21 protein-coding genes and 1 tRNA gene are annotated in these 25,281 nt (G+C 70.7%); 18 read left to right on the top strand and 4 right to left on the bottom strand.

All coding sequences use genetic code 11. The annotated features are described in order from the left end of the window. The 16 genes from P5G59_RS14065 to msuE form a co-directional block, all read left to right on the top strand. Positions 1–1,120 (top strand): DNA polymerase III subunit gamma/tau domain-containing protein (locus tag P5G59_RS14065; RefSeq protein WP_487247320.1); only part of this gene is annotated, 1,120 nt, incomplete at its 5' end. Positions 1,121–1,123: 3 nt separating this feature from the next. After that, positions 1,124–1,720: a recombination mediator RecR gene (recR, locus tag P5G59_RS14070; RefSeq protein WP_175335615.1), complete on the top strand. Its 597-nt coding sequence runs from the start codon at positions 1,124–1,126 to the stop codon at positions 1,718–1,720. A gap of 109 nt (positions 1,721–1,829) precedes the next feature. Continuing rightward, positions 1,830–3,116, top strand: a complete 1,287-nt coding sequence (locus tag P5G59_RS14075) for an aspartate kinase (protein ID WP_301219626.1) — start codon at positions 1,830–1,832, stop codon at positions 3,114–3,116. 72 nt (positions 3,117–3,188) lie between these two features. Beyond that, positions 3,189–4,274 (top strand): aspartate-semialdehyde dehydrogenase, encoded by a 1,086-nt coding sequence (locus tag P5G59_RS14080; protein WP_301219627.1) that lies wholly within the window; start codon positions 3,189–3,191, stop codon positions 4,272–4,274. Between the two features lie 84 nt (positions 4,275–4,358). Further along, positions 4,359–5,834: a malate:quinone oxidoreductase gene (locus tag P5G59_RS14085; protein ID WP_301219628.1), complete on the top strand. Its 1,476-nt coding sequence runs from the start codon at positions 4,359–4,361 to the stop codon at positions 5,832–5,834. Between the two features lie 213 nt (positions 5,835–6,047). After that, positions 6,048–7,661 (top strand): ABC-F family ATP-binding cassette domain-containing protein, encoded by a 1,614-nt coding sequence (locus P5G59_RS14090; RefSeq protein ID WP_301219629.1) that lies wholly within the window; start codon positions 6,048–6,050, stop codon positions 7,659–7,661. Between the two features lie 27 nt (positions 7,662–7,688). Then, positions 7,689–8,828, top strand: a complete 1,140-nt coding sequence (locus tag P5G59_RS14095; RefSeq protein WP_301219630.1) for an Rv2578c family radical SAM protein — start codon at positions 7,689–7,691, stop codon at positions 8,826–8,828. Positions 8,829–8,944: 116 nt separating this feature from the next. Then, positions 8,945–10,189, top strand: a complete 1,245-nt coding sequence (locus tag P5G59_RS14100; protein ID WP_301219631.1) for a sensor histidine kinase — start codon at positions 8,945–8,947, stop codon at positions 10,187–10,189. Continuing rightward, the gene (locus tag P5G59_RS14105) at positions 10,186–11,418 is read left to right on the top strand and encodes a hypothetical protein (RefSeq protein ID WP_301219632.1); all 1,233 of its coding nucleotides are present in this window, start codon (positions 10,186–10,188) and stop codon (positions 11,416–11,418) included. The genes P5G59_RS14100 and P5G59_RS14105 overlap by 4 nt, the downstream gene beginning before the upstream one ends. After that, the gene (locus P5G59_RS14110) at positions 11,415–12,131 is read left to right on the top strand and encodes a response regulator transcription factor (RefSeq protein WP_301219633.1); all 717 of its coding nucleotides are present in this window, start codon (positions 11,415–11,417) and stop codon (positions 12,129–12,131) included. Before P5G59_RS14105 ends, P5G59_RS14110 begins: the two co-directional genes overlap by 4 nt. A gap of 43 nt (positions 12,132–12,174) precedes the next feature. Beyond that, positions 12,175–12,849, top strand: a complete 675-nt coding sequence (locus P5G59_RS14115; RefSeq protein WP_301219634.1) for a thymidine kinase — start codon at positions 12,175–12,177, stop codon at positions 12,847–12,849. Positions 12,850–12,921: 72 nt separating this feature from the next. Further along, complete coding sequence (locus tag P5G59_RS14120; RefSeq protein WP_301219635.1) at positions 12,922–14,229, top strand: UDP-glucose dehydrogenase family protein; 1,308 nt, start codon at positions 12,922–12,924, stop codon at positions 14,227–14,229. Positions 14,230–14,293: 64 nt separating this feature from the next. Continuing rightward, on the top strand, positions 14,294–16,171 hold the full coding sequence (locus P5G59_RS14125; protein ID WP_301219636.1) for a DUF4012 domain-containing protein: 1,878 nt from the start codon (positions 14,294–14,296) through the stop codon (positions 16,169–16,171). A 55-nt stretch (positions 16,172–16,226) separates the two neighbouring features. Then, entirely contained in the window at positions 16,227–16,790 is a 564-nt protein-coding gene (locus P5G59_RS14130) for a hypothetical protein (protein WP_301219637.1), read from the top strand. An 82-nt stretch (positions 16,791–16,872) separates the two neighbouring features. Then, entirely contained in the window at positions 16,873–17,889 is a 1,017-nt protein-coding gene (locus P5G59_RS14135) for an LLM class flavin-dependent oxidoreductase (protein ID WP_301219638.1), read from the top strand. Positions 17,890–17,977: 88 nt separating this feature from the next. After that, complete coding sequence (msuE, locus tag P5G59_RS14140) at positions 17,978–18,571, top strand: FMN reductase (protein ID WP_301219639.1); 594 nt, start codon at positions 17,978–17,980, stop codon at positions 18,569–18,571. A gap of 200 nt (positions 18,572–18,771) precedes the next feature. On the opposite strand, the gene P5G59_RS14145 is transcribed toward msuE, so the two are convergent. From P5G59_RS14145 to P5G59_RS14155, 3 genes are all read right to left on the bottom strand, one after another. After that, positions 18,772–18,845: transfer RNA gene (locus P5G59_RS14145), tRNA-Pro, on the bottom strand. Positions 18,846–18,898: 53 nt separating this feature from the next. Then, a complete protein-coding gene (locus tag P5G59_RS14150; protein ID WP_301219640.1) occupies positions 18,899–19,879 on the bottom strand; it encodes a metallophosphoesterase in 981 nt (326 codons plus the stop codon). After that, entirely contained in the window at positions 19,879–22,404 is a 2,526-nt protein-coding gene (locus P5G59_RS14155) for a transglycosylase domain-containing protein (RefSeq protein WP_301219641.1), read from the bottom strand. Before P5G59_RS14155 ends, P5G59_RS14150 begins: the two co-directional genes overlap by 1 nt. Positions 22,405–22,485: 81 nt before the next feature. On the opposite strand from P5G59_RS14155, the gene sp36 reads away from it, so the two are divergent. Continuing rightward, complete coding sequence (sp36, locus tag P5G59_RS14160; RefSeq protein WP_301219642.1) at positions 22,486–22,653, top strand: Sp36 family protein; 168 nt, start codon at positions 22,486–22,488, stop codon at positions 22,651–22,653. After that, positions 22,653–23,123, top strand: coding sequence for a RidA family protein (locus tag P5G59_RS14165; RefSeq protein ID WP_301219643.1), 471 nt, complete (start codon positions 22,653–22,655; stop codon positions 23,121–23,123). The genes sp36 and P5G59_RS14165 overlap by 1 nt, the downstream gene beginning before the upstream one ends. 66 nt (positions 23,124–23,189) lie before the next feature. Here P5G59_RS14165 and acs read toward each other — a convergent pair whose 3' ends face one another. Continuing rightward, a complete protein-coding gene (gene acs, locus P5G59_RS14170; protein ID WP_301219644.1) occupies positions 23,190–25,139 on the bottom strand; it encodes an acetate--CoA ligase in 1,950 nt (649 codons plus the stop codon). Between the last annotated feature and the right edge of the window lie 142 nt (positions 25,140–25,281).

The raw sequence follows: 25,281 nt of genomic DNA on the forward strand, positions 1-25,281 counted from the left end.
CGCCGGGTCGTCACGGTCCTGCACGAGCTGGCCCACATGTGGTCCGGCGACCCCGTCCACCCCGGCGCCGTCCGCTGCGCCCGCGGCGGCTGCCCCGTCACCCGAGCCGGCACCCGCCGTCGAGCCGCAGGCCGCCGCGCCGGTCGGCCCCGTCACGACGCAGCAGGTGAAGGACGCCTGGCCGCAGATCCTCGAGGCCGTGCAGCGCGCGAAGCGCAGCGCATGGATGGTCGTCTTCACCGCGCAGGTCCGCTCGCTCAACGGCGACGTGCTCACCCTGTCGTTCCCGAGCGACAATGACGTGCAGAGCTTCCGCCAGCCCGAGGCCGGGGGAGCGCTCGGCACCAGCGAGTACCTCCGTCAGGCGATCGTCGACGTGCTCGGCATCCGCGTGAAGTTCATCGCCCGTGCCGACTCCGCTCCGGGCGGCGGCGGTTCGCCGCGTCCGTCCGGCGGCGCCCCGACCGCGCCGACCGCCGAGACCTGGCCGGGTGCGGAGCCGTCCGCCCCGGCAGCCTCCGACGGCGGCACGTCCGCCCCGGCCGCCACCGGCCCGACCGGCGGCACGCCCACGCGGTCGAGCGCGGCGCCCGCCGCGACCTCGGGTGCGACGCCGAGCGCGTCCACCGTCGCCGGCGGCGTGGTCACCGAGTGGGCGACCGTCGCCATCCCGTCGGCACCGGCCGCCGACGCTTCCGTCGCCGCCGTCTCGACCACGGCGGCCGTCGTGACGCTCGAGCGCCCGGCTGCGCCCGCGGTCCCCGCCGTCGCGGACGCGCCGCCGGCCGCGCCGGACGTGGACGAGCCGCCGTTCGACGACGTCCCGCCTCCGGAGAGCGAGCCGCCCTACGAGCCGCCGGTCCCGGAGGAGCCCGCGGGCGACTGGTCGGCTGCGCCCTCGGACGACGCCGCGTCCCGTCCGGCACCGCCGGCCCCGGCCGCCCCGCGTCCCTCGGACGAGTCCACCCGCTCGGCGCGCCCCTCGTCGGCTCCGGCCGCCGGGTCGCGCACCCCGACCTTCCAGCAGCCGCAGCGCTACGGCGAGGCCGTGGTCCGCGAGATCCTCGGTGCCACCTTCCTCGAGGAGCAGCCCGCGCCTCCGACCCCGGGGATGAGGTAGCCGGTGTACGAAGGCATCGTCCAGGAGCTGATCGACGAGCTCGGGCGCCTTCCGGGCATCGGCCCGAAGTCGGCGCAGCGCATCGCGTTCCACATCCTGCAGACCGAGACGTTCGACGTGACCCGGCTCGCCGAGGTGCTGCTCGAGGTGCGAGACAAGGTCCGATTCTGCGAGATCTGCGGCAACGTCTCCGAGGAGGCGACCTGCTCCATCTGCCGCGACCCGCGCCGCAATCCCGCGCTGATCTGCGTCGTGGAGGAGGCGAAGGACGTCGTCGCGATCGAGCGCACCCGCGAGTTCCGCGGCCTCTACCACGTGCTCGGCGGTGCGATCAGCCCGATCGACGGCGTCGGCCCCGACGACCTGCGCATCCGCCAGCTGATGCAGCGGCTCGCCGACGGCACCGTCCAGGAGGTCATCATCGCGACCGACCCGAACCTGGAGGGCGAGGCGACGGCCACGTACCTGAGCCGGCTGCTGGTAACGCTCGACATCCGCGTCACGCGCCTCGCCTCCGGCCTCCCCGTCGGCGGCGACCTCGAGTACGCCGACGAGGTCACGCTGGGCCGCGCCTTCGAGGGCCGACGCCAGGTCTCCTGACCCGTCCCCGCTGCCACGCCGCGCGCCCGTTGTCCACAAGGGCCGTCACATAAGGGAACCGTCATATCCCGGCCGGTAGGATGGGAAGCCCGTGAGTTCAGGAGTGTCCGTGGCCCTCATCGTCCAGAAGTTCGGCGGTTCGTCCGTCGCGACAGCTGAGAGCATCAAGCGCGTCGCGAAGCGCATCGTCGAGACGCGGAAGGCCGGCAACGAGGTCGTCGTGGCCGTCTCCGCCATGGGCGACACGACTGACGAGCTGATCGACCTGGCGCACGAGGTCACCCCGATCCCCGCGCCGCGCGAGCTCGACATGCTGCTGACGGCGGGGGAGCGCATCTCCATGGCCCTGCTCGCCATGGCGATCAAAAGCATGGGCTACGACGCCCGGTCGTTCACCGGCAGCCAGGCCGGCATGATCACCGACGCGCAGCACGGCTCCGCCCGTATCGTCGACGTGACCCCCGGCCGCATCCAGGACGCCCTGACCGAGGGCGCCATCGCGATCGTCGCCGGCTTCCAGGGCTTCAGCCGCGAGTCCCGCGACATCACGACCCTCGGGCGCGGCGGGTCCGACACGACGGCCGTGGCCCTCGCGGCCGCACTGGGCGCCGAGGTCTGCGAGATCTACACCGACGTCGACGGCGTGTTCACCTCCGACCCGCGCCAGGTGCCGCTCGCGCGCAAGATCGACCGCATCACCAGCGAGGAGATGCTGGAGCTGGCGGCGGCGGGCGCGAAGGTGCTGCACATCCGGGCCGTGGAGTACGCGCGCCGCCACAACGTGACGCTGCACGTGCGCTCGTCGTTCTCGAACAAAGAGGGCACACTCGTCCTCAACGAAGCCGCGGCCGCCGAGGCCGCCAAGAAGGATGGAACCGTGGAAGAGCCCATCATCTCCGGCGTGGCCACCGACCTGAGCGAGGCCAAGATCACCGTCGTCGGCGTGCCCGACGTGCCGGGCAAGGCTGCGCAGATCTTCAAGATCGTCGCGAAGGCCAACGCCAACGTCGACATGATCGTGCAGAACGTGTCCGCCGCGGCCACCAGCCTCACCGACATCTCGTTCACCCTGCCCAAGTCGGAGGGCCAGCGCGTGCTCACGGCGCTCACCGCCGAGAGGGACGAGGTGGGCTACCAGTCGCTGCAGTACGACGACCAGATCGGCAAGCTGGCGCTGGTCGGCGCCGGGATGCGCACCAACTCCGGCGTCTCGGCGAAGCTCTTCGAGGCCCTCTACGACGCGGGGATCAACATCGAGATGATCTCCACCAGTGAGATCCGCATCTCGGTCGTGACGCGCGCCGACACGGTGGCGGAGGCCGCCCGCGTCGTCCACACCGCCTTCGGCCTCGACGGCGACGAGAAGGCCGTCGTCTACGCCGGCACCGGCCGCTGAGCCGACACCTCCACGAGGGAATGCGTGCCCGCAGGCGGCGGTTCACCTCACAAACGACCCGAAGGGGCTGACATGAGCGAGTTCACCGATTTCGACAGCAACGGCGTCCGCGTGGCCGTCGTCGGCGCGACAGGCCAGGTCGGCGCCGTCATGCGCCGACTGCTGGAGGAGCGCGCCTTCCCGGTGAAGAGCATCCGCTTCTTCGCCTCCTCGCGCTCCGCCGGCACGACGCTGCCGTTCAAGGGGCAGCAGATCACGGTGGAGGACGTCGCGACCGCCGACGTCTCCGGCATCGACATCGCCCTGTTCTCGGCCGGCGCGACCGGCTCGAAGGCGCACGCGCCCCGCTTCGCCGAGGCCGGCGCCATCGTCATCGACAACTCGAGCGGATGGCGCATGGACCCGGATGTGCCGCTGGTCGTCTCCGAGGTCAACCCCGACGACATCGCCCAGGCGCGCAAGGGCATCATCGCCAACCCGAACTGCACCACCATGGCGGCCATGCCCGTCCTGAAGCCGCTCCACGAGGAGGCGGGCCTCACCCGCCTCGTCGTCAGCACGTACCAGGCGGTCTCCGGCTCCGGCCTCGCCGGCGCCGAGGAGCTGGCCGAGCAGGCCCGCGCGGCGGTCGCCGACGAGCATCTCCTCGACCTGGTGCACGACGGCTCGGCCGTGACCATGCCCGACCCGGTGAAGTACGTCCGTCCGATCGCGTTCGATGTCATCCCGCTCGCCGGCTCCATCGTCGACGACGGCCTGAACGAGACCGACGAGGAGAAGAAGCTGCGCAACGAGTCGCGCAAGATCCTCGGCGTGCCCGACCTGCTGGTGAGCGGCACCTGCGTCCGCGTCCCGGTGTTCACCGGCCACTCGCTGTCGATCAACGCCGAGTTCGACCGCCCGATCAGCCCGGAGCGCGTCGCCGAGCTGCTGGCAGACGCCCCCGGCGTGCAGCTCACCGACGTCCCGACGCCGCTGCAGGCGGCCGGGAACGACCCGAGCTACGTGGGCCGCATCCGCGCCGACGAGGGCGCCCCCGCGGGCCGCGGCATCGCTCTGTTCGTCAGCAACGACAACCTCCGCAAGGGGGCGGCGCTGAACGCCGTGCAGATCGCCGAGCTGGTCGCCGAGCGGCTCTCGAACCCCGTCACGGCGTAGCCCGCTCGCGCTGAGTTGTCTCGATGTCGAGAGATATCGGGAGCATCAGGCGGTGCTCCGGCGCTCGCATCATAGGATTGACGGGTGAGCAATTCTCCCATCGACGTCGTCCTCATCGGCGGCGGCATCATGAGTGCCACGCTGGGGGCCATGATCCAGCGTGTGCAGCCCGACTGGAGCATCCGGATCTACGAGCGCCTGGGCGAAGTGGCCCAGGAGTCGTCCAACCCCTGGAACAACGCGGGCACCGGCCACGCCGCCCTGTGCGAGCTCAACTACATGCCTGAGGCGTCCGACGGCACCGTCGACCCGGCCAAGGCGATCAGCATCAACGAGCAGTTCCAGCTGAGCCGGCAGTTCTGGTCGAGCCTGGTCGCCGCGGGCGATCTGCCCGAGCCGAACACCTTCATCAACTCGACTCCGCACATGACGTTCGTGCGCGGCCGCGACAACGTCCGCTACCTCCGCAAGCGCTACGAGGCGCTCAAGGACGAGCCACTGTTCGCCGGCATGGAGTACTCGGAAGACCCCGCGGTGATCGGCGAGTGGACGCCGCTGCTGACGAAGAGGCGCAACTCCAAGCAGCGCATCGCTGCGACGCGTCAGACCTCCGGCACCGACGTCGACTTCGGCGCCCTGACGCGCGCGCTGATCGACAACCTGGTCGAGAACGGCGCGACGCTCGCGCTCAACCACTCCGTCCGCAGCATCAAGCGCACCAAGGACGGCCTCTGGCGGCTGAAGGTGCGGCACGAGGTCGGCCACACCACGCACGTCGCCACCGCACGGTTCGTCTTCGTGGGCGCGGGCGGAGGCGCGCTGCACCTGCTGCAGAAGTCGGGCATCCCCGATATCGACGGGTTCGGCGGCTTCCCGATCTCGGGTCAGTTCCTGCGCACGACGGACCCCAAGCTCGTCGCCCAGCACCAGGCCAAGGTCTACGGCAAGGCCGCCGTCGGCGCTCCGCCGATGTCCGTGCCGCACCTCGACACGCGCGTCGTCGACGGCCAGGCCTCGCTGCTGTTCGGCCCGTACGCCGGCTTCAGCCCGAAGTTCTTGAAGACGGGCTCGTGGTTCGACCTTCCCGGCTCGATCCGGCCCAAGAACATCGGCCCGATGCTCGCGGTCGCGCGCGACAACTTCGACCTCATCAAGTACCTCGTCGGCGAGCTGCTCGCCAACCGCGACAAGAAGCTGCGGGCGCTGCAGGAGTTCATGCCGACCGCGAAGAGCGAGGACTGGGAGCTCATCACCGCCGGCCAGCGCGTCCAGGTGATGAAGAAGGACGCCAAGAAGGGCGGCGTGCTGCAGTTCGGCACCGAGGTGGTCGCGGCCGAGGACGGCTCGATCGCCGGCCTGCTCGGCGCCTCGCCGGGGGCCTCCACGGCCGTCCCGATCATGGTCGACCTGCTGAAGCGCTGCTTCCCGGACCGGTTCTCCGGCTGGCTGCCGACGCTGAAGGAGCTGATCCCGACCGTCGGTACGACGCTGAACGACCGGCCGGAGGAGGCCGAGCGCGTCCTCGCGGCCACGGCGGAGACCCTGCACCTGCAGCACTGATCGCTTTACACCGGCGTGGACGGCCTGCTATGGTCGTCCACGCTATGAAGTGAGAACCTCCTGACGTCCCGCGCCTGAGGCGCCGTCGATGTGAGTGAGGACCCACAGGTCTAGCGCTGCCCGGTCAGGCACCTGGGCGCTCCGGCGCCGCTCACGACGGAGATCGCCCGGCGGGAACCTGCTCCTTGTGGAGCGCCCGGAAAGGCGGTTCCCATGCCAACCATCACCCTCGCACCCCTGCGCGCCGACGGCGTCTCCGTCGTCTACGGCGATCGCCGGGTGCTCACCGACGTCTCGCTGACCGTCGCGCCGGGACACCGGCTCGGCCTGATCGGCGAGAACGGTGCGGGCAAGTCCATGCTGCTGCGCGTGCTCGCCGGGGCGGAGACCCCGGACTCCGGGACGCTGTCCCGCCCGCCGCGGACGGGTTTCCTCTGGCAGGAGGTCCGGTTCGAGCCCGGCGACACGCTCGCGGCGCTCATCGAGCACGCGCTCGGCGAGGTCCGCGGGATCGAGCGCGAGCTCGAGGCGGCGGCGACGGCGCTCGGCTCGGGCGACCCTGCGGCCGACGCCCGCTACGACACCGCACTGGCGGCCGCCGAGCGGGCCGAGATCTGGAGCATCGACGCGCGCCGCGACGAGCTGCTCGACGGGCTCGGGGTCGGCGGCATCCCGCTGGCCCGGCGTCTCGGCGAGGTCTCCGGCGGCCAGCGCAGCAGGTTCGCCCTCGCCGCGCTGCTGCTCGGGCGTCCGGACGCCCTACTGCTCGACGAGCCGACCAACCACCTGGACGACGAAGCGGCGGCGTTCCTGGAGCGGCAGCTGCGGTCGTGGCCCGGGCCGGTCGTCTTCGCCAGCCACGATCGCGCCTTCCTGGACGCGGTGGCGACAGGCCTGCTCGACCTCGACCCCGCACGGTCGGGGACGACGGTGTTGGGCGGCGGCTACAGCGACTATCTGTCCGAGAAGGCGGCAGAGCGCTCCCGGTGGGAGAAGCAGTACGCCGACGAGCAGGCGGAGCTCAAGGAGCTGAAGCATGCGGTCGACGTGACCGCGCGCTCGATCGCCTGGTCGGGGAAGGTGCGCGACAACGACAAGTTCGTGAAGTCGTACAAGGGCAACACGCTCGACCGTCAGATCAGCCGCCGTGTCCGGAATGCGGAGGGGAGACTCGACGACCTGCGCGACGCGCAGGTGGGGAAGCCGCCCGCTCCGCTGACCTTCGCCGGGATCCCTTCGGGCTTCCAGGTGCTGGGCGACGGCTCCGGCCTGCTGGTGCAGGCGCGGGAGGTGCGCATCCCCGGGCGCCTGCGGCTCGACGAGCTGAGCGTGGCTCCCGACGCGCGGATCCTCGTCACCGGTGCGAACGGCGCGGGCAAGTCCACGCTCCTGTCGGTGCTGGCCGGCCGGCTCGAGCCGACCGCCGGGACCGTGCAGCGCAGGCGCGGGCTCCGTGTGGCGCTGCTGGAGCAGGATGTGCGCTTCGCCGATCCCTCGGCGTCGCCCCGCCGCATCTACGCGGCGACGATGGGAGAGAGGCGGGCCGAGACCGTCCCGTTGACCTCGCTCGGGCTGATCGCGCCGCGGGACGCCGACCGGCCGGTCGGCGCGCTCTCGGTCGGGCAGCAGCGCCGGCTGGCGCTCGCGCTGATCGTGGCGCGACCGCCGCATCTGTTCCTCCTCGACGAGCCGACGAACCACCTGTCGCTCGCGCTCGCGACCGAGCTGGAGGAGGCGCTCGGCGCGTATCCCGGCGCGGTCGTTGTCGCGAGCCACGACCGGTGGCTGCGGTCCCGCTGGAGCGGAGGGGGCGTGCACCTTGCTTAAGCTTCGAACATATGTTCGAATGGAGCCATGCGTTGGAGTACTCAGGAGTTGTCGGTCGACGAGCCGTCGGCCCTGCCCGGGCTCGCGCGGCTGAACAACCTGGTGCGCTCGGTGCGCACGCCCGACTTCGCCGGCATCACGTTCCACGAGGTGCTGGCGAAGTCGGCGCTCAACCGCATCCCGGGCGGGGGAGGGCCGATGCCGTTCGGCTGGACCATCAACCCGTACCGCGGCTGCTCGCACGCCTGCGTCTACTGCTTCGCGCGGCCGACGCACACCTACCTCGACCTCGACTCGGGCAAAGACTTCGACAACGAGATCATCGTCAAGGTCAACGTCGCAGAGGTGCTGCGCAAAGAGCTGTCGAAGCCGAGCTGGGGGCATCATCCGGTCGCCCTCGGCACCAACACCGACCCGTATCAGCGGGCGGAGGGGCGGTACGCACTGATGCCCGGCATCATCGATGCGCTGGCAGACTCGGGCACGCCGTTCAGCATCCTGACCAAGGGCTCGCTCCTGCGGCGCGATCTCGACCGGCTGGCGGAGGCCAACAAGCGCGTGCCGGTCGACCTCGCGATGTCCATCGCGGTCTACGACGACGAACTGCAGCAGTCGGTCGAACCGGGCACGCCCACGACCAAGGCCCGGCTCGCGACGGTCACCGCGGTGCGTGAGCACGGTCTCGACTGCGGCGTCTTCCTGATGCCGATCATCCCGTATCTGACCGACACGCGAGCGCACCTCGACGAAGCGCTGCGACAGGCGAAAGAGGCCGGCGCCACCTCGGTGCTCTACTCGGCGCTGCATCTGAAGCCCGGGGTCAAGGAGTGGTTCTACCTCTGGCTCGGCGAGCAGCACCCGGAGCTGCTGCCGCAGTACCGCGCGATGTACGGTCGCGGCACCTACGCGCCCAAGGAGTACCGGGCGTGGCTGGCGGCGCGCATCAAGCCGTTGATCCGGGCGCACGGGCTGGAGCGCGGGCGCGAAGACCCACTCACGGGCGGGGTGCGGTCGAGCGCTCTCGGGATGCTGCGGGACGACGAGGGGGAGCGGCAGGTCGTCGGATCCGCCGTCCGGGCGGCAGGGCCGAACCCCGAGGCGCCGGATGCCGCTTCGCTCGTCAGCGCGTCGTTGACGGGATTGGGGGTGCAGCCGACGTTGTTCTGAGCGTCGGCGGAATCCTCAGAGCATCGGGGTACGTCGCCGGGGTACACAGGGGGAGCGACGGATGCCATAATCCCGGGAGGACCGAGGCGCGCTCGGTCCGGGAAGGGACGCTCGTCGTGTCGCTCGGTCTGCCCAGCCATCTGGCACGACCCGCGAATTCGCGCGCCATCGCGTCGGCCGCCCGCTGGGCCGGCCTGGTCTGCCTGGGCGGCGCGGTCGTGAACGTCGCGACGTCGAGCTTCGGCAGCCACAACGTGACCTCCTGGCTCACGCTGCTGTTCCTCATCCCGATGGTCGTGCTGCTGCTCATGCTCGCCCGCGGGCGCACCGTCGTCCTGACGCTGGCCTACCTCCTCGTCGGCGCCGTCTGCACCTACTTCTACGTCGTCGCGCTGCTCACCGGAACGCCGTCCTACCGCGACACCAACCTGTTCGTGATCGCCTTGCCGGTCGTGGCGATGACCCTGGTCGGCGGCACGGGGACGGGGTCGCTGGTCGGCATCCTGTGGGCGACGCTCGGCTTCGCGCTCGCCGAGGCCGCAGTCATCGTCGCGGCGGCGACGGCGGAGCGCACGTACATCCCGGACGCCATCTCGCTCGGCGCGTACCTGCTGCTCGTGGGCGTCCTCGCCTTCGACGGGCTGACCCGCGGAACGCGCTCGCGCGCGCAGACCGCCCTCCACCGAGCGGTCAGGGACGCCCGGCTCGTCGACATCCGCCGTGAGCTGACCGCCGCATCCACCGCCGAGCTCCACGACACCGTGCTGAGCGAACTCGTCGCCGTCTCGGCGGCGCGACCCGGCCCCCTCGACCCGCGCCTCGCCGGCCGGATCGAGGCCGACCTGCGTGGACTCGCCGTCGGCGTCCCGGGCGACGACGGCCCCGGTTCGCCCGAGCCCGCCAGCGCTGATGAGGGGACGGCCGCGTCCGCTGCCGACCCCTGGTACGACAGCGACCTGCACCAGGCGATCGAGGCCGCGCGGGACGAAGGACTGACGGTCGACGTGTCGGGTGACCGCTCGGCGTTCACCGGCCTCGACGAGGACGTGCGCCGGGCGGTCGGGCTCGCGGTCCGCCAGTGCCTGGTCAACGTGATGCGTCACTCGGGGAGCCCTGTCGCCGAGGTGGCGCTGTCCGCCGGCGGCGGGTCCGTGTCCGTGATGGTGGTGGACAGCGGGAGCGGCTTCCCCGTCACGGGGCCGGCGGCCGACCGGCTCGGCCTTCGCCAGTCGGTGCAGGACCGGATCGCCCGCGTCGGGGGAACGGTCGACATCTACTCCAGCACCGACATCGGCACGACGGTGATCCTCACCGTCCCGTCGGCGTCGGAGCATGCGGCGGGCGGAGGCCCGGCCGCATGAGCGCCCTCACCCCGCGCACCATCGTGGATGCGCGCTCCGTCCCCCTCGAGCGCACACCGCAGCGACTCGACCCGCTCGGTGCGCAGTCCGCCTGGCTGCTCGTGCCGCTCCTCGGCGGCCTGGCGGTGGTCTACGCGGCGTACTCGACCTTCCTTCACCGGGACCAGCTCCGGGACCCGGCCGTCGCCGGTGTCGCCATCGCCGTCCTCGCGGTCGCCGTGCTGGTCGCGTCCGTCCGCTCGCACCCGGGCTTCGCCCCCTTCGGCCGCTGGTCGCACTTCTGCGTGATCGCCGTCGCGGTCACGGCGGCCTGCCTGTTCGACTCGGCCGTGTGGGGTCACAACGAGCGGATCCAGGACGACTGGGGTCAGATCGCCGTCGCTCTGCTCCTGGTCGTCATGCCGTTCTACCGTCCGGTCGGCGAGGTCGCCGGCTCCGCCGTCGTGTCGGCCCTGGTGCTCGGCGGGCTCGCCGCCGCCCAGCACTCCCTCGTCATCGCGAACGATCCGCTCGTGTACGCCACGGTCGCCGCGACACCGGTGCTCGCCCTCGCGGCCGGCGGCGCGGGCTACGCCTGGACCATCACCGGCGAGACGCTGCGCTGGCGCGAGGTCGCCCGCGACGGCCAGGAACGGCTCGACGGTGAGCTGCGCCAGGCCGCCGCCCGGATGATCGCGCAGGAGCGGATGACCGCGCTCAACGCGGAGGCGGTCCCGTTCCTGACCGGGCTGCTGCAGCGCGGCCAGGTGACCGAGGACGACGTGGAGGACGCGCGCAACATCGCCGACCGTCTCCGCGGCCTGTCGGTGCAGGCCGTCGGGAAGACGTGGCTCGCCGACACGCTCGATCTCGCTCTCGGCGCGCGGCTCGGCGGGCCCCCGGCACGGCAGGAGGCACCGCGGGTGGACGACCCCGACCGGCTGGAGCGCGTGCTGACCACCGACCAGCGCGCGATCGTCGGAGCCCTCCTCTCGACCGTCGCCGGCCTGCCCGGGCTCGATCCCGGCCGCCTGACCGTCTCGGCGACGGATCCCGAGCGCCCCACCTTCCTCCTGCGCGCCCGCGTCGAGGAGCCGCGCGGCGAGGTCCGCCGCGCGCTGCTCCCGTTCGTGAGCGCCCTGAACTCGGTCGCGATGGATGCGACGATGCGCCAGAGCGGCGCCGAGCTCACCATCCGGTTCGCCTCACCGGGCGCCGGTCTCCCGTACCCTGGAGCGAGACGACGATGACAGCAACACCTTCCGACCCACCGCCCGCCGCAGCAGGCTCAGCCTCCGCGGCCGGCGCGCGCACCGCAGAGCCGCCGATCCGGCTGGCGATCCTCGACGACCACGAGATCCTCCTCGACAGCCTGTCGACCTGGATCGAGAAGAACGCGCCGGAGTTCGACCTGGTCCTCCGGGCGGGCAGCTGGCTGGAGCTCGTGCACAGCGACGCGTTCCCGACCGACCTGGTCATCATGGACCTGCAGCTGAAGGAGTCCGTCTCCATCGGCGCCCGCGTGCGCACGTGCCGGGCCGCCGGCGCGAAGGTGGTCGTACTGAGCGCCGTGGACACGCCGGAGGACCGGGATGCCGCGCTCGCCGCGGGCGCCGTCGCCTACGTCACCAAGTCGCAGCCGATGGCAGAGCTCCTCGGGGCCGCGCTGTCGGCCGCCGGGCGCGGCCCCGGCCGCAGCCGGTCCGCGCCGCCGGCCTGGCGGCCGAAGCCGCTCATCCCCGAGTCGTCCCGGCCGCGTCTGAGCGACGGCGAGCGGCAGGCGCTCGTGCTGTACGCCGACGGCCGCACCACGTCCGAGGTGGCCCGCGCGATGAACGTCCAGTACGAGACCGCGAAGACCTACCTCCGCCGCGTCCGCGAGAAGTACGGCAAGGCAGGGCGTCCGACCAGTTCGCGGGCCGACCTCATCCGCCGCGCCGCGGAGGACGGCTACCTCACGTGAGCGGCTGACGCGCGCGTCCAGCTCGCCCGCATAGGATCGATGCGTGGCGAAACTGTATTTCCGGTACGGCGCGATGAACAGCGGCAAGAGCACGGCGATGCTCCAGGCCGCGTACAACTACGAGGAGCGCGGCCATCGCGTCCTCCTCGCGAAGCCGTCGATCGACACCAAGGGCGACCTGGGCATCCTGTCCCGGCTCGGCGTCACCCGCGAGGTCGACTTCCTCATCGCACCCGAGACCGACGCGTACGGCTCGTTCCAGCGCCACCGTGAGCGCACCATGAAGCGCTCCGGGCGCGATGTGAGCGCCCTGCTGGTCGACGAGGCGCAGTTCCTGACCGAGGCGCAGGTCGACGACCTGCTGCGGATCGCGCTGCTCGACGACGTGCCCGTGCTCGCCTACGGCATCCGCACCGACTTCCAGACGGTCGCCTTCCCGGGCAGCCGCCGTCTGCTGGAGGTCGCGCACAGCCTGGAGGAGCTCAAGACGATCTGCCGCTGCGGCCGGAAGGCGATCTTCAACGCCCGCAAGATCGACGGCGTCTTCGTCTTCGACGGCGACCAGGTGGCCATCGACGGCGCCTCGGTCTCCTACGAGTCGCTCTGCGGCAACTGCTACCTTCAGGAGAGCCGCGGCGTGCTCAACAACGGCCGCAGGCACTGGCCGGTGGATGCCGCCTCGGCGTACGTCGACGAGCCGGACCCCGACTTCACCTGACGAGCGCGTCCCCCTCCATGAGACCAGAAGCCGTCCCCGCGGGCGACGGCTGCGACCCAAGGATCTGACCCGATGAGAATCTCCGTGATCGGCTGCGGCTACCTCGGCGCCGTGCACGCGGCGTCGATGGCCCACCTCGGCCACGAGGTCGTCGGCATCGACATCGACGAGGCGAAGATCGCCTCGCTCTCCGCCGGCCGTCCGCCGTTCTTCGAGCCCGGCCTGCCCGAGGTGCTCGAGTCCGCCACCGCGACGGGCCGCCTCCGGTTCACCACCGACTTCTCGGCGGCGGCGGACGCGGACGTGCACTTCGTCGCCGTCGGCACACCGCAGGTCGCCGACGGGGACGCCGCCGACATGCGCTTCGTCGACGCCGCGTTCGGCGCGCTCGTGGAGCACGTGAAGCAGGGCGACCTCATCGTCGGCAAGAGCACCGTCCCGGTGGGGACCGCGGCGCGGCTCGCCGCCCTGATCGCCGAGCGGCAGCCCGGCGCGACGCTGGCCTGGAACCCCGAGTTCCTGCGCGAGGGCTTCGCCGTGAAGGACACGATCAGCCCCGACCGTCTGGTGTACGGCGTCCCCGAGGGCGAGGCGGGGGAGCGGGCTGCCCGCCTGCTCGACGAGGTGTACGCGTCGGCCGTGGCGGCCGGGACGCCCGTGATCGTGACCGACTACGCCACCGCGGAGCTCGTGAAGGTCTCCGCCAACGCCTTCCTGGCCACCAAGATCTCCTTCATCAACGCCATGGCGGAGATCGCGGAGGTCACCGGGGCCGATGTCACCAAGCTGGCGGATGCGATCGGGCATGACGCCCGCATCGGCCGCCGCTTCCTCAACGCCGGTGTCGGCTTCGGCGGCGGGTGCCTGCCGAAGGACATCCGGGCGTTCAGCGCGCGGGCGCGTGAGCTCGGCCGCGGCGAGTCGGTGCGCTTCCTGGAGGAGGTCGACAGCATCAACCTGCGACGCCGCACGCGTGTCGTCGAGCTGGTGCGCGAGGCGGCCGGCGGTCTCGCGGGCGTGCGGGTGGGCGTGCTGGGCCTCGCCTTCAAGCCGCACTCCGACGACATCCGGGACTCGCCGGCGCTCGAGATCGCGATGCGGCTGGCCGAGGCCGGCGCAATCGTGCGCGCGACCGACCCGGAGGCGGCGGAGAACGCTCGCAGGCGAGCGCCGCAGGTCGACGTAGTGGACTCGACGGAAGAAGCCGTGCGCGACGCCGACGTGGTCGTGCTCATCACGGAGTGGCCCGAGTTCACCGGTCTCGACCCGGAGGAGGTCGGCCGGCTGGTGGCGCATCGCACGGTGATCGACGGCCGCAACGCGCTGGATCCTGCGGCCTGGCGGGTCGCCGGCTGGTCGTACCGCGGCCTCGGCCGCTGACGCGGGCCGGGACTCGCCCCATTTGGGGGCCGCCAAAAAAGTGAGGATTTGTTAGATTTGTCGCATGGCGACAGGTCTTACCGAGCCGGACGCACCGCCGCGACCCGCGGACACGGTGCCGCCGACCGCGCCGCGGCGCCGACCCCTCCGCCACCCGGCGACCGTCTCCATCCTGATCCGGCTCGGCGTCGTCCTCCTCTTCGCGATCGTGTGGATCGGCGTCCGCGGCTACCTGGCGCAGCGCGCGCTGACCGACGCCATCCCCGCCGCCGAGCAGGTCAAGACCGCGATCGGCTCCGGTGACCTGCCCGCCGCCGAGCGTGCCGCCGCCGCGCTGAGCGAGCGGACCCACCAGGCGGCCGGCCTCACCTCCGACCCGGTCTGGCTCACCGCCGAGGCGGTGCCGTGGATCGGGCCCAACCTGACCGCGGTGCGCACGGCGGCCGCGGCCTCCGACGACGTCGCCTCCCGTGTCGTCCGGCCCCTCGTGGCGGCGGGCGAGGGCGTCGACCTGCGCGCGCTCGTGATCAAGGACGGCCGGGTCGACCTCGCCCCGATCGTGGCGGCTCAGCCGGCGGTCGCCAAGGCCAGGTCGGCGTTCACCTCCGCGAGAGCGAGCGTCGCTGCGATCCGGACCGGCGGCCTGGTGGCGCCGGTCGCGGCCGGCGTCTCGCAGCTGCACGACGTGCTCGACCACGCGGCCCCGCAGATCGACGCGATCGGCAACGCGGTCAAGCTCCTGCCCTCGATGCTCGGAGCGGACGGCCCGCGCGAATACCTGCTCGCGGCCCAGAACCCCGCTGAGCTGCGGGCAACGGGCGGCCTGATCGGTGCCGTGGCGCTCGTCCACGCCGACAACGGCGCGGTGACGCTGGTGCGGCAGGAGGCGGGGACGTCGATCGGGCCGTGGGGCGCCTCCGTCGCCGACGTGCCCAGCACCACGGAGGGCCTGTACGGTCCTCTCGTCGGCCGCTACCTCCAGGACGCCAACCTGACACCCCACTTCCCGCTGGCCGCGAGCACCGCCGCCGCGATGTGGACGAAGTCCTACGGCGGCACGGTGGACGGCGTGGTCGCCGTCGACCCTGTCGTGCTCAGCGGGCTGTTGAAGTCCACCGGTCCGGTCACGCTCCCCACCGGAGACACCCTCACCTCGTCCAATGCCGTCAAGCTGCTGCTGAGCGACGTGTACCAGCGTTTCTCCAAGCCCGCCGAGCAGGATGCGTTCTTCGCCTCGGCAGCGTCCGCGGTGTTCTCGCGGCTCTCGTCCGGGAACGTCGATGCGAAGAAGCTCGTGAGCGCGCTCGCCGCCGCAGGCGAGTCTCGACGCGTGCTCGTCTGGAGCGCGCATCCGGGCGACGAGAAGGTGCTGGGGCAGACGACCCTCGCGGGCGGCCTGCCGCGCTCCGACCTCTCGAGCGCCGGGATCGGCGTCTACTACAACGACGCCACCGGCGCGAAGATGGACTACTACCTCGGCACCTCCGTGGCCGCGGGCGCTGCGATCTGCCGGGCTGACGGCAAACCGTCGACGGTGGTGCGGGTGACGCTGACCAACCGCGCGCCGGCGGATGCGGCCACCTCGCTGCCGGAGTATGTCACGGGCGGCGGCACGTACGGGGTGCCGCCGGGCTCCATCCGCACCCGTGTGGCGGTCTACGGGCCCTCCGGCGGTCTGCTCGCGGCGACGCAGAGCGATGGCGCGAACTACTCCACCGTGTCGGGGGTCGACGAAGGCCGCCCGGTGAGCTTGTTCACCGTCGAGCTGGCGCCTGGTCAGTCGCGGACCGTCTCTGTGCAGTTCCTGAACGAGCAGCAGTCGTCCGCCGACCTGACGGTCGTGACGACCCCGACGCTTCCGGGCGACGGTTCCACCCCCGATGTGGGGGCAGAGAAGACGGTCGAGCCCATTGTCGTTCAGTGCTCGGGCATCGTAAAGTGAAGATTACTCATCTAACCCGACCGTGAGCCGGGCCCCACAACAGAAAGGCGGGCCGATGTTCAAGAAGATCCTGGCGGCAGTCGCCGTGACCGCGGGGCTGCTGCTTGCGGCACCCGCGGCGGCGAACGCCGTCGACTACACCGACGGCGCCCAGTGCAAGTTCGACGTCAGCGTCGTCGACTCGGGCAGCAGCGCGACACTCATCTGCATCCCCGGCACCTGGTCGCCGGGCGAGGCGATCACCTGGACGGTGACCGGACAGGACGGCTCCAGCTTCAAGCTGGCCTCCTTCACCACCGCCAGCAGCAGCCTCCAGTTCACCAAGCACGCCAACGCCGACGGCAGCGACGTGCTCTCCGTGACGCTGCCGGCGAGCGCATCCGGCCAGTACAGCGTGGTCGGCGTCGGCCAGACCAGCGGGCACGAGTGCCCGACCACCCTGACCGTCCTGCCGGCCGACCAGGCCAGCACGGTGGTCGACCCGGGCAGTGGCGGACTCGCGCACACCGGCTCCGTCGTCGCCACCTGGGCGGCCTGGGCCGGCGGTTCGCTCGTGGTCCTCGGCCTGATCGCCCTCGCGATCGTGGCCTGGATCCGGAAGCTCAAGACCACGGTCTGAGCAGCCTCCAGCACGACCCCGATTCCCGGCCGGTTCCGAACCGGCCGGGAATCGCCGTGTCGGGCCGTGCGTTGCACCCGGAGTGACCTCTCGCAGCATCCCCCTCAACGTCCTCGACCTCGCCAGCCGCCCCGCGGGCGGGACCAACGCCGAAGCCGTCGCCGGCACCGTGCGCCTCGCACAGGCCGCGGAGCGCCTCGGCTACGACCGGTTCTGGGTCGCTGAGCACCACGGGATGCCGGCCATCGCGTCCAGCGCCCCCGCCGTCCTCATCGCCGGGGTCGCCGCGGCGACCGAGCGCATCCGGGTCGGCAGCGGCGGAGTGATGCTGCCCAACCACGCGCCGCTCGTGGTCGCGGAGCAGTTCGGCACCCTGCGCGCCCTCTACGGCGACCGCATCGACCTCGGCATCGGCCGCGCGCCGGGCACCGACGGCGCCACCGCGGCAGCGCTCCGCCGCAGCCAGGAAGGCCTGGGCGTCGACGACTTCCCGCAGCAACTGCTCGACCTGTTCGGCTTCTTCTACGGCGGGATGAGCGACGCCAACCCCCTGCGCGGCATCACGGCCGTGCCCGGCCTCGGCGACGCCCCGCAGGTCTGGCTGCTCGGCTCCAGCGGCTACAGCGCCCAGGTCGCGGCGGCGCTCGGGCTGCCGTTCGCGTTCGCCCACCACTTCGCCGGCGAGAACACCGAGGCCGCGCTCGACCTCTACCGGTCGAAGTTCGAGCCCAGCGACACCCTGGCAGAGCCGCACACCATGATCGCCGTCAACGTCATCTCCGACGAGGACCCGGAGACCGTCCGCGCCCTCTCCCTGCCCGGCCAGCTGTCCTTCCTCCGCATGCGCCGGGGGCTCAAGCCCGAGCCCGTGAGCATCGAAGAGGCGCTGGCGTACGAGTTCAGCCCGCTGGAGGAGGAGTTCATCGCCAGCCGGAACGCCCGCCAGGCCGTGGGCACGCCCGACGAGGTGAAGACCCGGCTCGACTCCCTGCTCGCCTCCACCGGGACCGACGAACTCATGGTCTCCTCCGGAGCAGCCACCGTCGACGGCCGCATCCGCTCGCTGGAGATCGTCCGGGAGCTGTACCCCGCCGCATGACGGACCGTGACGGCCGCCCGCGCGGTCGGAGACGGCTCCGGGTACCGTTGGGCGAAATCCCGATCCCCAGCCGGAAGGCGGTTCCCACATGTCGCATCCACTCAACGTGGTCGGAGTGAGCGGAAGCCCCACCCATCCCTCCCGCACGACGGTCCTGGTCGACGAGGTCACGCGCGCGTACGCGGAGGCCACCGGCGGCGTCGCCCGCACCATCCAGCTCGCGCCGCTGCTCCCGGAACTCGGGGCAGGACCGTTCCGCAACAGCCTCAGCCCGGCCGTCACCGAGGCCCTGGAGGCGGTGGAGGCGGCGGACATCCTGGTGGTCGGCTCACCGGCCTACCGGGCCACCTACACCGGCCTGTTCAAACTCTTCTTCGACCACATCGGGCAGTACGCGCTCATCGACAAGCCGATCGTGCTCACCGCGACCGGGGGAAGCGACCGGCACGCCCTGCTGGTGGAGCATCAGATGCGGCCGCTGTTCGGCTTCTTCCAGTCCCTCACCCTGCCGCTCGGCATCTACGCCGCCGAAAGCGACTTCGCCGACTACGAGATACGGTCGGACGACCTGCGCGAGCGCATCGCCACGGCGGTGTCACGGACGCTGCCGCTGATCCGGTCGCGGGTGGACCCGGGGGTGGGGGTGGGGGTTGTGGAGTTCGCTCGGCCGGATGCGTTTTAGGTATCCGCCGGCCGCTTCTCCACGGGCGTCGCGAGGTGCGCCCCACCCGCTACCCCAAACGCGGCTCCTCGCTTCGCTCGGGGCCGCGCTTGGGGCCCCTCGCGGGCGGGGACCCCATTAGTCACCGCGAGTAATGCAAAAGAAGAGGTTGGCCCCGGCTCGCTCAGCGAGCCGGGGCCAACCTCTTCTTTTGCATTACGTCGGGGTGACAGGATTTGAACCTGCGGCCTCTTCGTCCCGAACGAAGCGCGCTACCAAGCTGCGCCACACCCCGAAGGCCTCATCCAGGATACACGAGCGGGAGAGTGTTCATGACCACAGGGACAGTCAGGATGCCGCGGTCAGCGTCACCAGGGTCGCCTCCGGACGGCAGGCGAACCGCACCGGCGCGTAGATCGAGGTGCCCAGCCCGGCGGACACGTTCAGGTAGGCCGAACGGAACGCGTGCCGCCACACGCTCAACCCCTTCACCTGCGCGCGCGGGATGTCGCAGTTGGTGACGAGCGCCCCGAACCCGGGCACGCACACCTGGCCGCCGTGGGTGTGGCCCGCGAAGATCATCTCCGCACCGTAGGTCACGAACGCATCCAGCACACGCCGGTAGGGGGAGTGGGTGACGCCGATCGTCACGGCCTGGCGCTCGGTCCGCGGACCCTCGTCCGGCCAGGCGTTGTCGTCGGAGAACGGGTCGTCCTCGCGCAGCTCGTCCAGGGCTCCCGGGATGGACTCCACGCGGTCGAAGCGGATGTGCGGGTCGTCGACCCCGAAGAACTCCAGGTGCGTTCCGCGCAGCTCCAGGCCCGCGGCGCGGTTGTCGAGGTCGATCCAGCCGAGGTCGCGGAAGAACGCGGTCAGCGACGCCGTGTCGAGCCGCGGAGCGGTCGAGGTGCGCTTCTTGGACGGGCCGAGGAAGTACTTGAGCGGGTTCTTGAACTGCGGCCCGAAATAGTCGTTCGACCCGTGCACGAAGACGCCGGGGATGCCGGCGAAGCCCTGATATGCCGCACGCACGCCCTCGAGACCCTGGGCGTGGCCCAGCACGTCCCCCGTCTCGACGATCAGGTCGGGCTTCAGGCGGGCGAGCGAGCGGATCCACTCCTGCTTGTCGCTCTGCCAGGGCGCCATGTGCAGGTCGGACAGGTGCAGCACCCGGATCGGATCTGCGCCCGGCGGCAGGACAGGCGCGCTCACTTCACGGAGCGTGTACGCGCGGCGCTCGATCAGCGACCCGTAGGCGAACGCGGCGGCGCCCGCCCCGGCGATGAGAGCCAGGGCGGACGCCGCCGGACGAAATGCTCCGCGAGCCACTAGCCGCCCGCACCCGGGGTCGGCGAGGGGTTCGGCGCGCTGAGGGTCAGGGTCACCTGCGAACCGGTCTTGACCGGCGTGTTCGCGGCCGGATCCTGGGCCTGCACGATCGCGGTGGGACTGTTGCCGCCCACGGTCTTCACCTTGAATCCGGCAGCCGTGAGGGCGGCCTGGGCGTCGCCTGCCTTCTGGCCGACAACGTTCGGCATGGCCACCATCGAGCCGTTGCTCGTGAAGATCGTCACCACGGTGCCCTTGCTCACCTGCGTGCCCGCGGCCGGGTCGGTCGCCGACACGGTGCCCGCGGGGGCGACGGAGTCCTGCTGCGGGCCGTCGGCGGAGTCGAGGCCGAGTCCGGTCAGGATGGACTTCGCCTCGTCCGGGGTCTTGCCGGTGAGGTCGGGGATGGCGACCTGGATGCCCTTCGTCAGCTTGGACGGCGGCTCCGGGAAGTCGTCTCCGCCGTACTTGCCGACGGCGGCCGACATCATGGTGCGCATCACCGCGGTGCGGGCGCTCGCCGGGGACGTGCCGTGCGTGGGGTAGACCTTGCGGAAGTCGACGTGGTCCTTGATGTTGCCGACCCAGTATGCCCCGGCGACCTTGGTCGTGGCGGCGACGAGCCACAGCTGGTCGTTGTACTCGGTGGTGCCCGTCTTGCCGAGCATGTCCTTGCCTGTCCGGTTCATGCCGGAGGCGGTTCCGCCGCCCTGGAGCGGGCCTTTGAGTGCCTTCGCCATTGTGTTGGCTACGGCGGGGTCGACGGACTGCGTGCACGACGTCGTCGGTGCCTGGACCGCCTTGCCTGCGGCGTCCACGATCTTGTCGATCGCGATCGGCGTGCAGGTCTTTCCGTTGTTCGCAATGCCCGCGAAGGCGGTCGCCATGGTCAGCGGAGCGATGTAGTTCGTGCCGAGCACCGACGACGGGTTGGTGTCGAGCGGCTCACCCTTGGCCGTGTGCACCCCGAACGCCTCGGCGTCCTTCTTGATCTCGCACAGGTCGAGCTGGCTCGCCATGCTCACGAACGCGGTGTTGATGGACTGGGTGGTCGCGCTCTGCGCGTTCCGGATGCCCTCTTCACCGGGCGAGTCATTCGTCGGACGGTACGTGCCGCTCCAGTCGCCGTCGCACGAGTTCTTGAACTTCGTGTAGGTGCGGATGTTGGCGTTGACCGACTCGTTGAGAGAATGACCCTCCTTGAACCACTCGGCCAGGGTGAAGACTTTGTACGTCGATCCGACCTGGAAGCCGCCGGAGCCGCCGTACTTCTGATCGGTGGCGAGGTTGATCGAGGAGTAGTCCGTGCTGCTGTTGAGCACCTCCTCGTCCTGGCTGTACTTCTTGTTCTGCGCCATGTAGAGCACCCGGCCGGTGTCAGGCTGGACGCCGGTCAGCACACCGCCGATGTCGGCCTTGGCGTATGACGACGGAACGTACGACTGGATGGTCTCCTCCGCGACCTTCTGCAGGTCGAGGTCGAGGGTGGTGTAGATCTTGTACCCGCCACGGTTGAAGGTGGAGGTGCGAGCGTCCTCGTCGGCGCCGAAGGTCGGGTCGTTGAGAATGATCTTCTGCACGTAGTCGCAGAAGTACGCGGCGCCGCCGGCGGTCTGGCAGCCGCGCTCGGACGGGGTGATCACCGGCTGGATCGGCGTCTTGACGGCCTCGTCGTACTGCGCCTTGGTGAGCTTCTTGTACTGGTACATCTTCTGCAGGATGTAGTCGCGTCGCTCTTTGTTCTTCGCGTACCCGTTGGCCGCACCGTTGGTCTTGGACTCGGGGTTGTCGATCTTCAGGCTGGTCGGCTCGTTCACGATCGCGATCAGGCTGGCCGCCTGCGCCGGGGTCAGCGCCGCAGCGGTGGTGTTGTAGTAGTACTTGGCCGCGGCCTCGATGCCGTACACCGAGCCGCCGAAGCCGGCGATGTTGAGGTAGCCGACGAGGATCTGGTCCTTCGTGTACTTCTTCTCGATCCCGATCGAGTACTTCATCTCCTTGAGCTTGCGGTCGGGGGAGACACCGGTCGAGTCATCGACGCACTGCTGGTACTTGGCCTTCTGCTCCTTGGTCTTGACCGGCAGGGCCTCGCACTTCTGCAGCAGCACGTTCTTCACATACTGCTGGGTGATCGAGGAGCCGCCCTGGACGCCGCCGCCGGCGACCGTCGAGAGCACACCGCGGACTGTGCCCTGGATGTCGACGCCGCCGTGGCTGTAGAAGCGCGGGTCCTCGCCGGCGATCGCGGCGTCCTTGCCGGCCTGGGAGATCTGGTTGAACGCGACCGGGAGCCGGTTCTGCGAGTAGAAGGTCGCCAGCGGCACATCCTGGTCGCCGTTCTTGGCGTAGATCGTGGTCGGCTGGGCGAGCTGATCGACGTTGAGGTACTCGGGGAGGCCCTCGAAGACGCCGATGCTGTTGTTGGCGGCGATGCCGGTCACCGCGATCGCGGGAGTGACGGCGGCGGTGACCAGAAGACCGGCCACGACACTCATGCCGATGAAGGCAACGGTGGCGCCGAGCACACCTCTAGCCTGTGGTTTTTGCGCAGACATAGGATCAGAGTAGGTGATGAACCTGCGAAATCCCCCGAATCAAGGAGCACGATGCCGCGCTGGGAGTACCTGACCACCCCGCTGATGATCCACAACACCGCCGCGATCCTGAACAACTGGGGCTCCGACGGCTGGGAGCTGGTGCAGATCGTGACGGGTCCGGAGGGCGGCCTGGTCGCCTATCTCAAGCGCCCGGTGCAGGACGGGGATCAGGACTGATGGCGGACATCGACGCCCGACTCGCAGAGCTCGGGATCACGCTGCCGGAGGTCGTCCCTCCAGTCGCCGCGTACACACCGGCCGTGCTCGACGGCTCCCACGTCTACACCTCCGGCCAGCTGCCGATGGTCGCGGGCGCGCTGCCCGCCACCGGCAAGGTCGGCGAGGCCGACGGCCTCGTGCCGCCGGCGGACGCCAAGGATTACGCGCGCATCTGCGCGCTCAACGCCCTCGCCGCGGCGAAGAGCGTGCTCGGCTCGCTCGACCGCGTCACCCGGGTCGTCAAGGTCGTCGGCTTCGTCGCCTCCGACCCCGCGTTCACCGGGCAGCCGGGCGTCGTCAACGGCGCCTCGGAGGTGCTCGGCGAGATCTTCGGCGACGCCGGCGTGCACGCCCGCTCGGCGGTCGGGGTCGCTGTGCTGCCGCTCGACTCGCCCGTCGAGGTGGAGCTCGTCCTCGCCGTCGACTGACCGCGGGAACGACGAAGGGGCGGCGCCACCTGGCGCCGCCCCTTCGTCGTTCTTCCGGCCCGCGGGCTAGGACAGTTTGGCCTGGATCGAGCTCATCACCGCGGTGTCCGCCAGGGTGGTCGTGTCGCCGACCTCGCGGCCCTCCGCCACATCCCGCAGCAGGCGCCGCATGATCTTGCCGGACCGGGTCTTCGGAAGCTCAGAGACGATGAAGATATCCCGCGGGCGCGCGATGGCGCCGATCTGCTGCGCGACGTGCTTGCGCAGCTCGGCGGCAACATCCAGCGCCTCCGCCTGCTCCAGCTGGTTCTGCTTGATGATCACGAAGGCGACGACGGCCTGACCGGTCGTCTCGTCGGCGGCGCCCACCACCGCGGCCTCGGCCGTGAAGGGGTGCGCGACCAGCGCCGACTCGATCTCCGCCGTGGAGAGCCGGTGGCCGGAGACGTTCATCACGTCGTCGACGCGGCCCATCAGCCAGATCTCGCCGTCGGAGTCGTACCGGGCCCCATCGCCGGCGAAGTACTTGTCGCCGAACTTCGACCAGTAGGTCTCCGTGAAGCGCTCCGGGTCGCCCCAGATGCCGCGCAGCATGCTCGGCCACGGCTCGGTGACCACGAGGAGGCCACCCTGGTCCTTGCCGACCGGCGTCCCGGCCTCGTCGAGGATGTCGATCGAGATACCGGGCAGCGGCACCTGTGCGCTGCCCGGCTTCAGCGTGGTGACGCCGGGAAGGGCCGACACCATGATCGCTCCGGTCTCGGTCTGCCACCAGGTGTCGACGATCGGAGTCCTGTCGCCGCCGATGACGTCGCGGTACCACATCCACGCCTCGGGGTTGATGGGTTCGCCCACCGAGCCGAGCACGCGCAGGCTCGAGAGGTCGAACCGCTGCGGGTGCTGCCGCCCGAGCTTCATGAACGAGCGGATGGCCGTGGGAGCCGTGTAGAAGATCGAGACCTTGTACTTCTCGATCAGCTCCCACCAGCGACCGGGATGCGGCGTCTCCGGCGTGCCCTCGTACAGCACCTGGGTCGCGCCGTTGGCGAGGGGACCGTAGACGACGTAGGTGTGACCGGTGATCCAGCCGACGTCGGCGCTGCACCAGTACACGTCCGACTCGGGGTGCAGGTCGAAGACATTCTTGTGGGTGAACGCGGCCTGTGTGAGGTAGCCGCCGGTGGTGTGCAGGATGCCCTTGGGCTTCCCCGTGGTCCCCGAGGTGTAGAGGATGAACAGCGGCTGCTCCGCCGGGAAGGCCTTCGCGACGTGATCGGCGTCGACCAGGGCGAGCTCGTCGTGCCACCACAGGTCGCGGCCCTCGGTCCAGGCGACCTCGTTCTCCCCGCGCTTGACCACCAGCACGTGCTCCACGGTGGTGGCCTCGCCGGTGAGGGCGGCGTCCACCGCGTCCTTCAGGGGGAACACCCGGCCCTTGCGCCAGCCGCCGTCGGCGGTGATCACGAGCTTCGCCTCGGCGTCGTCGATCCGGGAGCGCAGGCTCTCCGCGCTGAAACCGCCGAAGACCACGGAGTGGACGGCCCCGATGCGCGCGACCGCGAGCATCGCGACGACCGCCTCCGGGATCATCGGCAGGTAGATCGCGACGCGGTCGCCCGCTCGGATGCCGAGGCTGGTCAGGAGGTTGGCCGCCTTCTTGACCTCTGCGGTCAGCTCGGCGTAGGTGATGGTCCGGGTGTCTCCCGGCTCGCCCTCCCAGTGGATCGCGACGCGGTCGCCGTCGCCGGCGAGGACGTGACGGTCGAGGCAGTTGTACGCCACGTTGAGCTCGCCGTCGTCGAACCACTTCGCGAATGGCGGGTTGCTCCAGTCCAGGGTGCGCGTGAACGGCGTGTGCCAGTGGAGCAGCTCGCGGGACTGGTCGGCCCAGAAGCCGAGGCGGTCCTCGGCCGCGCGCTCGTACAGTTCGGCCTGGGCGACGGCGTTCGCGGCGAACTCGTCGCTCGGCGGGAACCGGCGGGCTTCGTGGAGCAGGTTGTCGATTGTGTTGCTCATGGGGAGTCTTTTCGCTCCTTTGCGATGCGGTCGATACGAGTCGTGGCGCGACAATCCCTGACTCTACAACCTGGCGGAACCGCAGCCCCAGGAGACTTGCGTTTGCATTGATTCTGCGTAAACTGGACCCCGGCCGAATGAA

The organism is Leifsonia virtsii (genome assembly GCF_030433675.1).
GTDB classification, from domain to species: domain Bacteria; phylum Actinomycetota; class Actinomycetes; order Actinomycetales; family Microbacteriaceae; genus Leifsonia; species Leifsonia virtsii.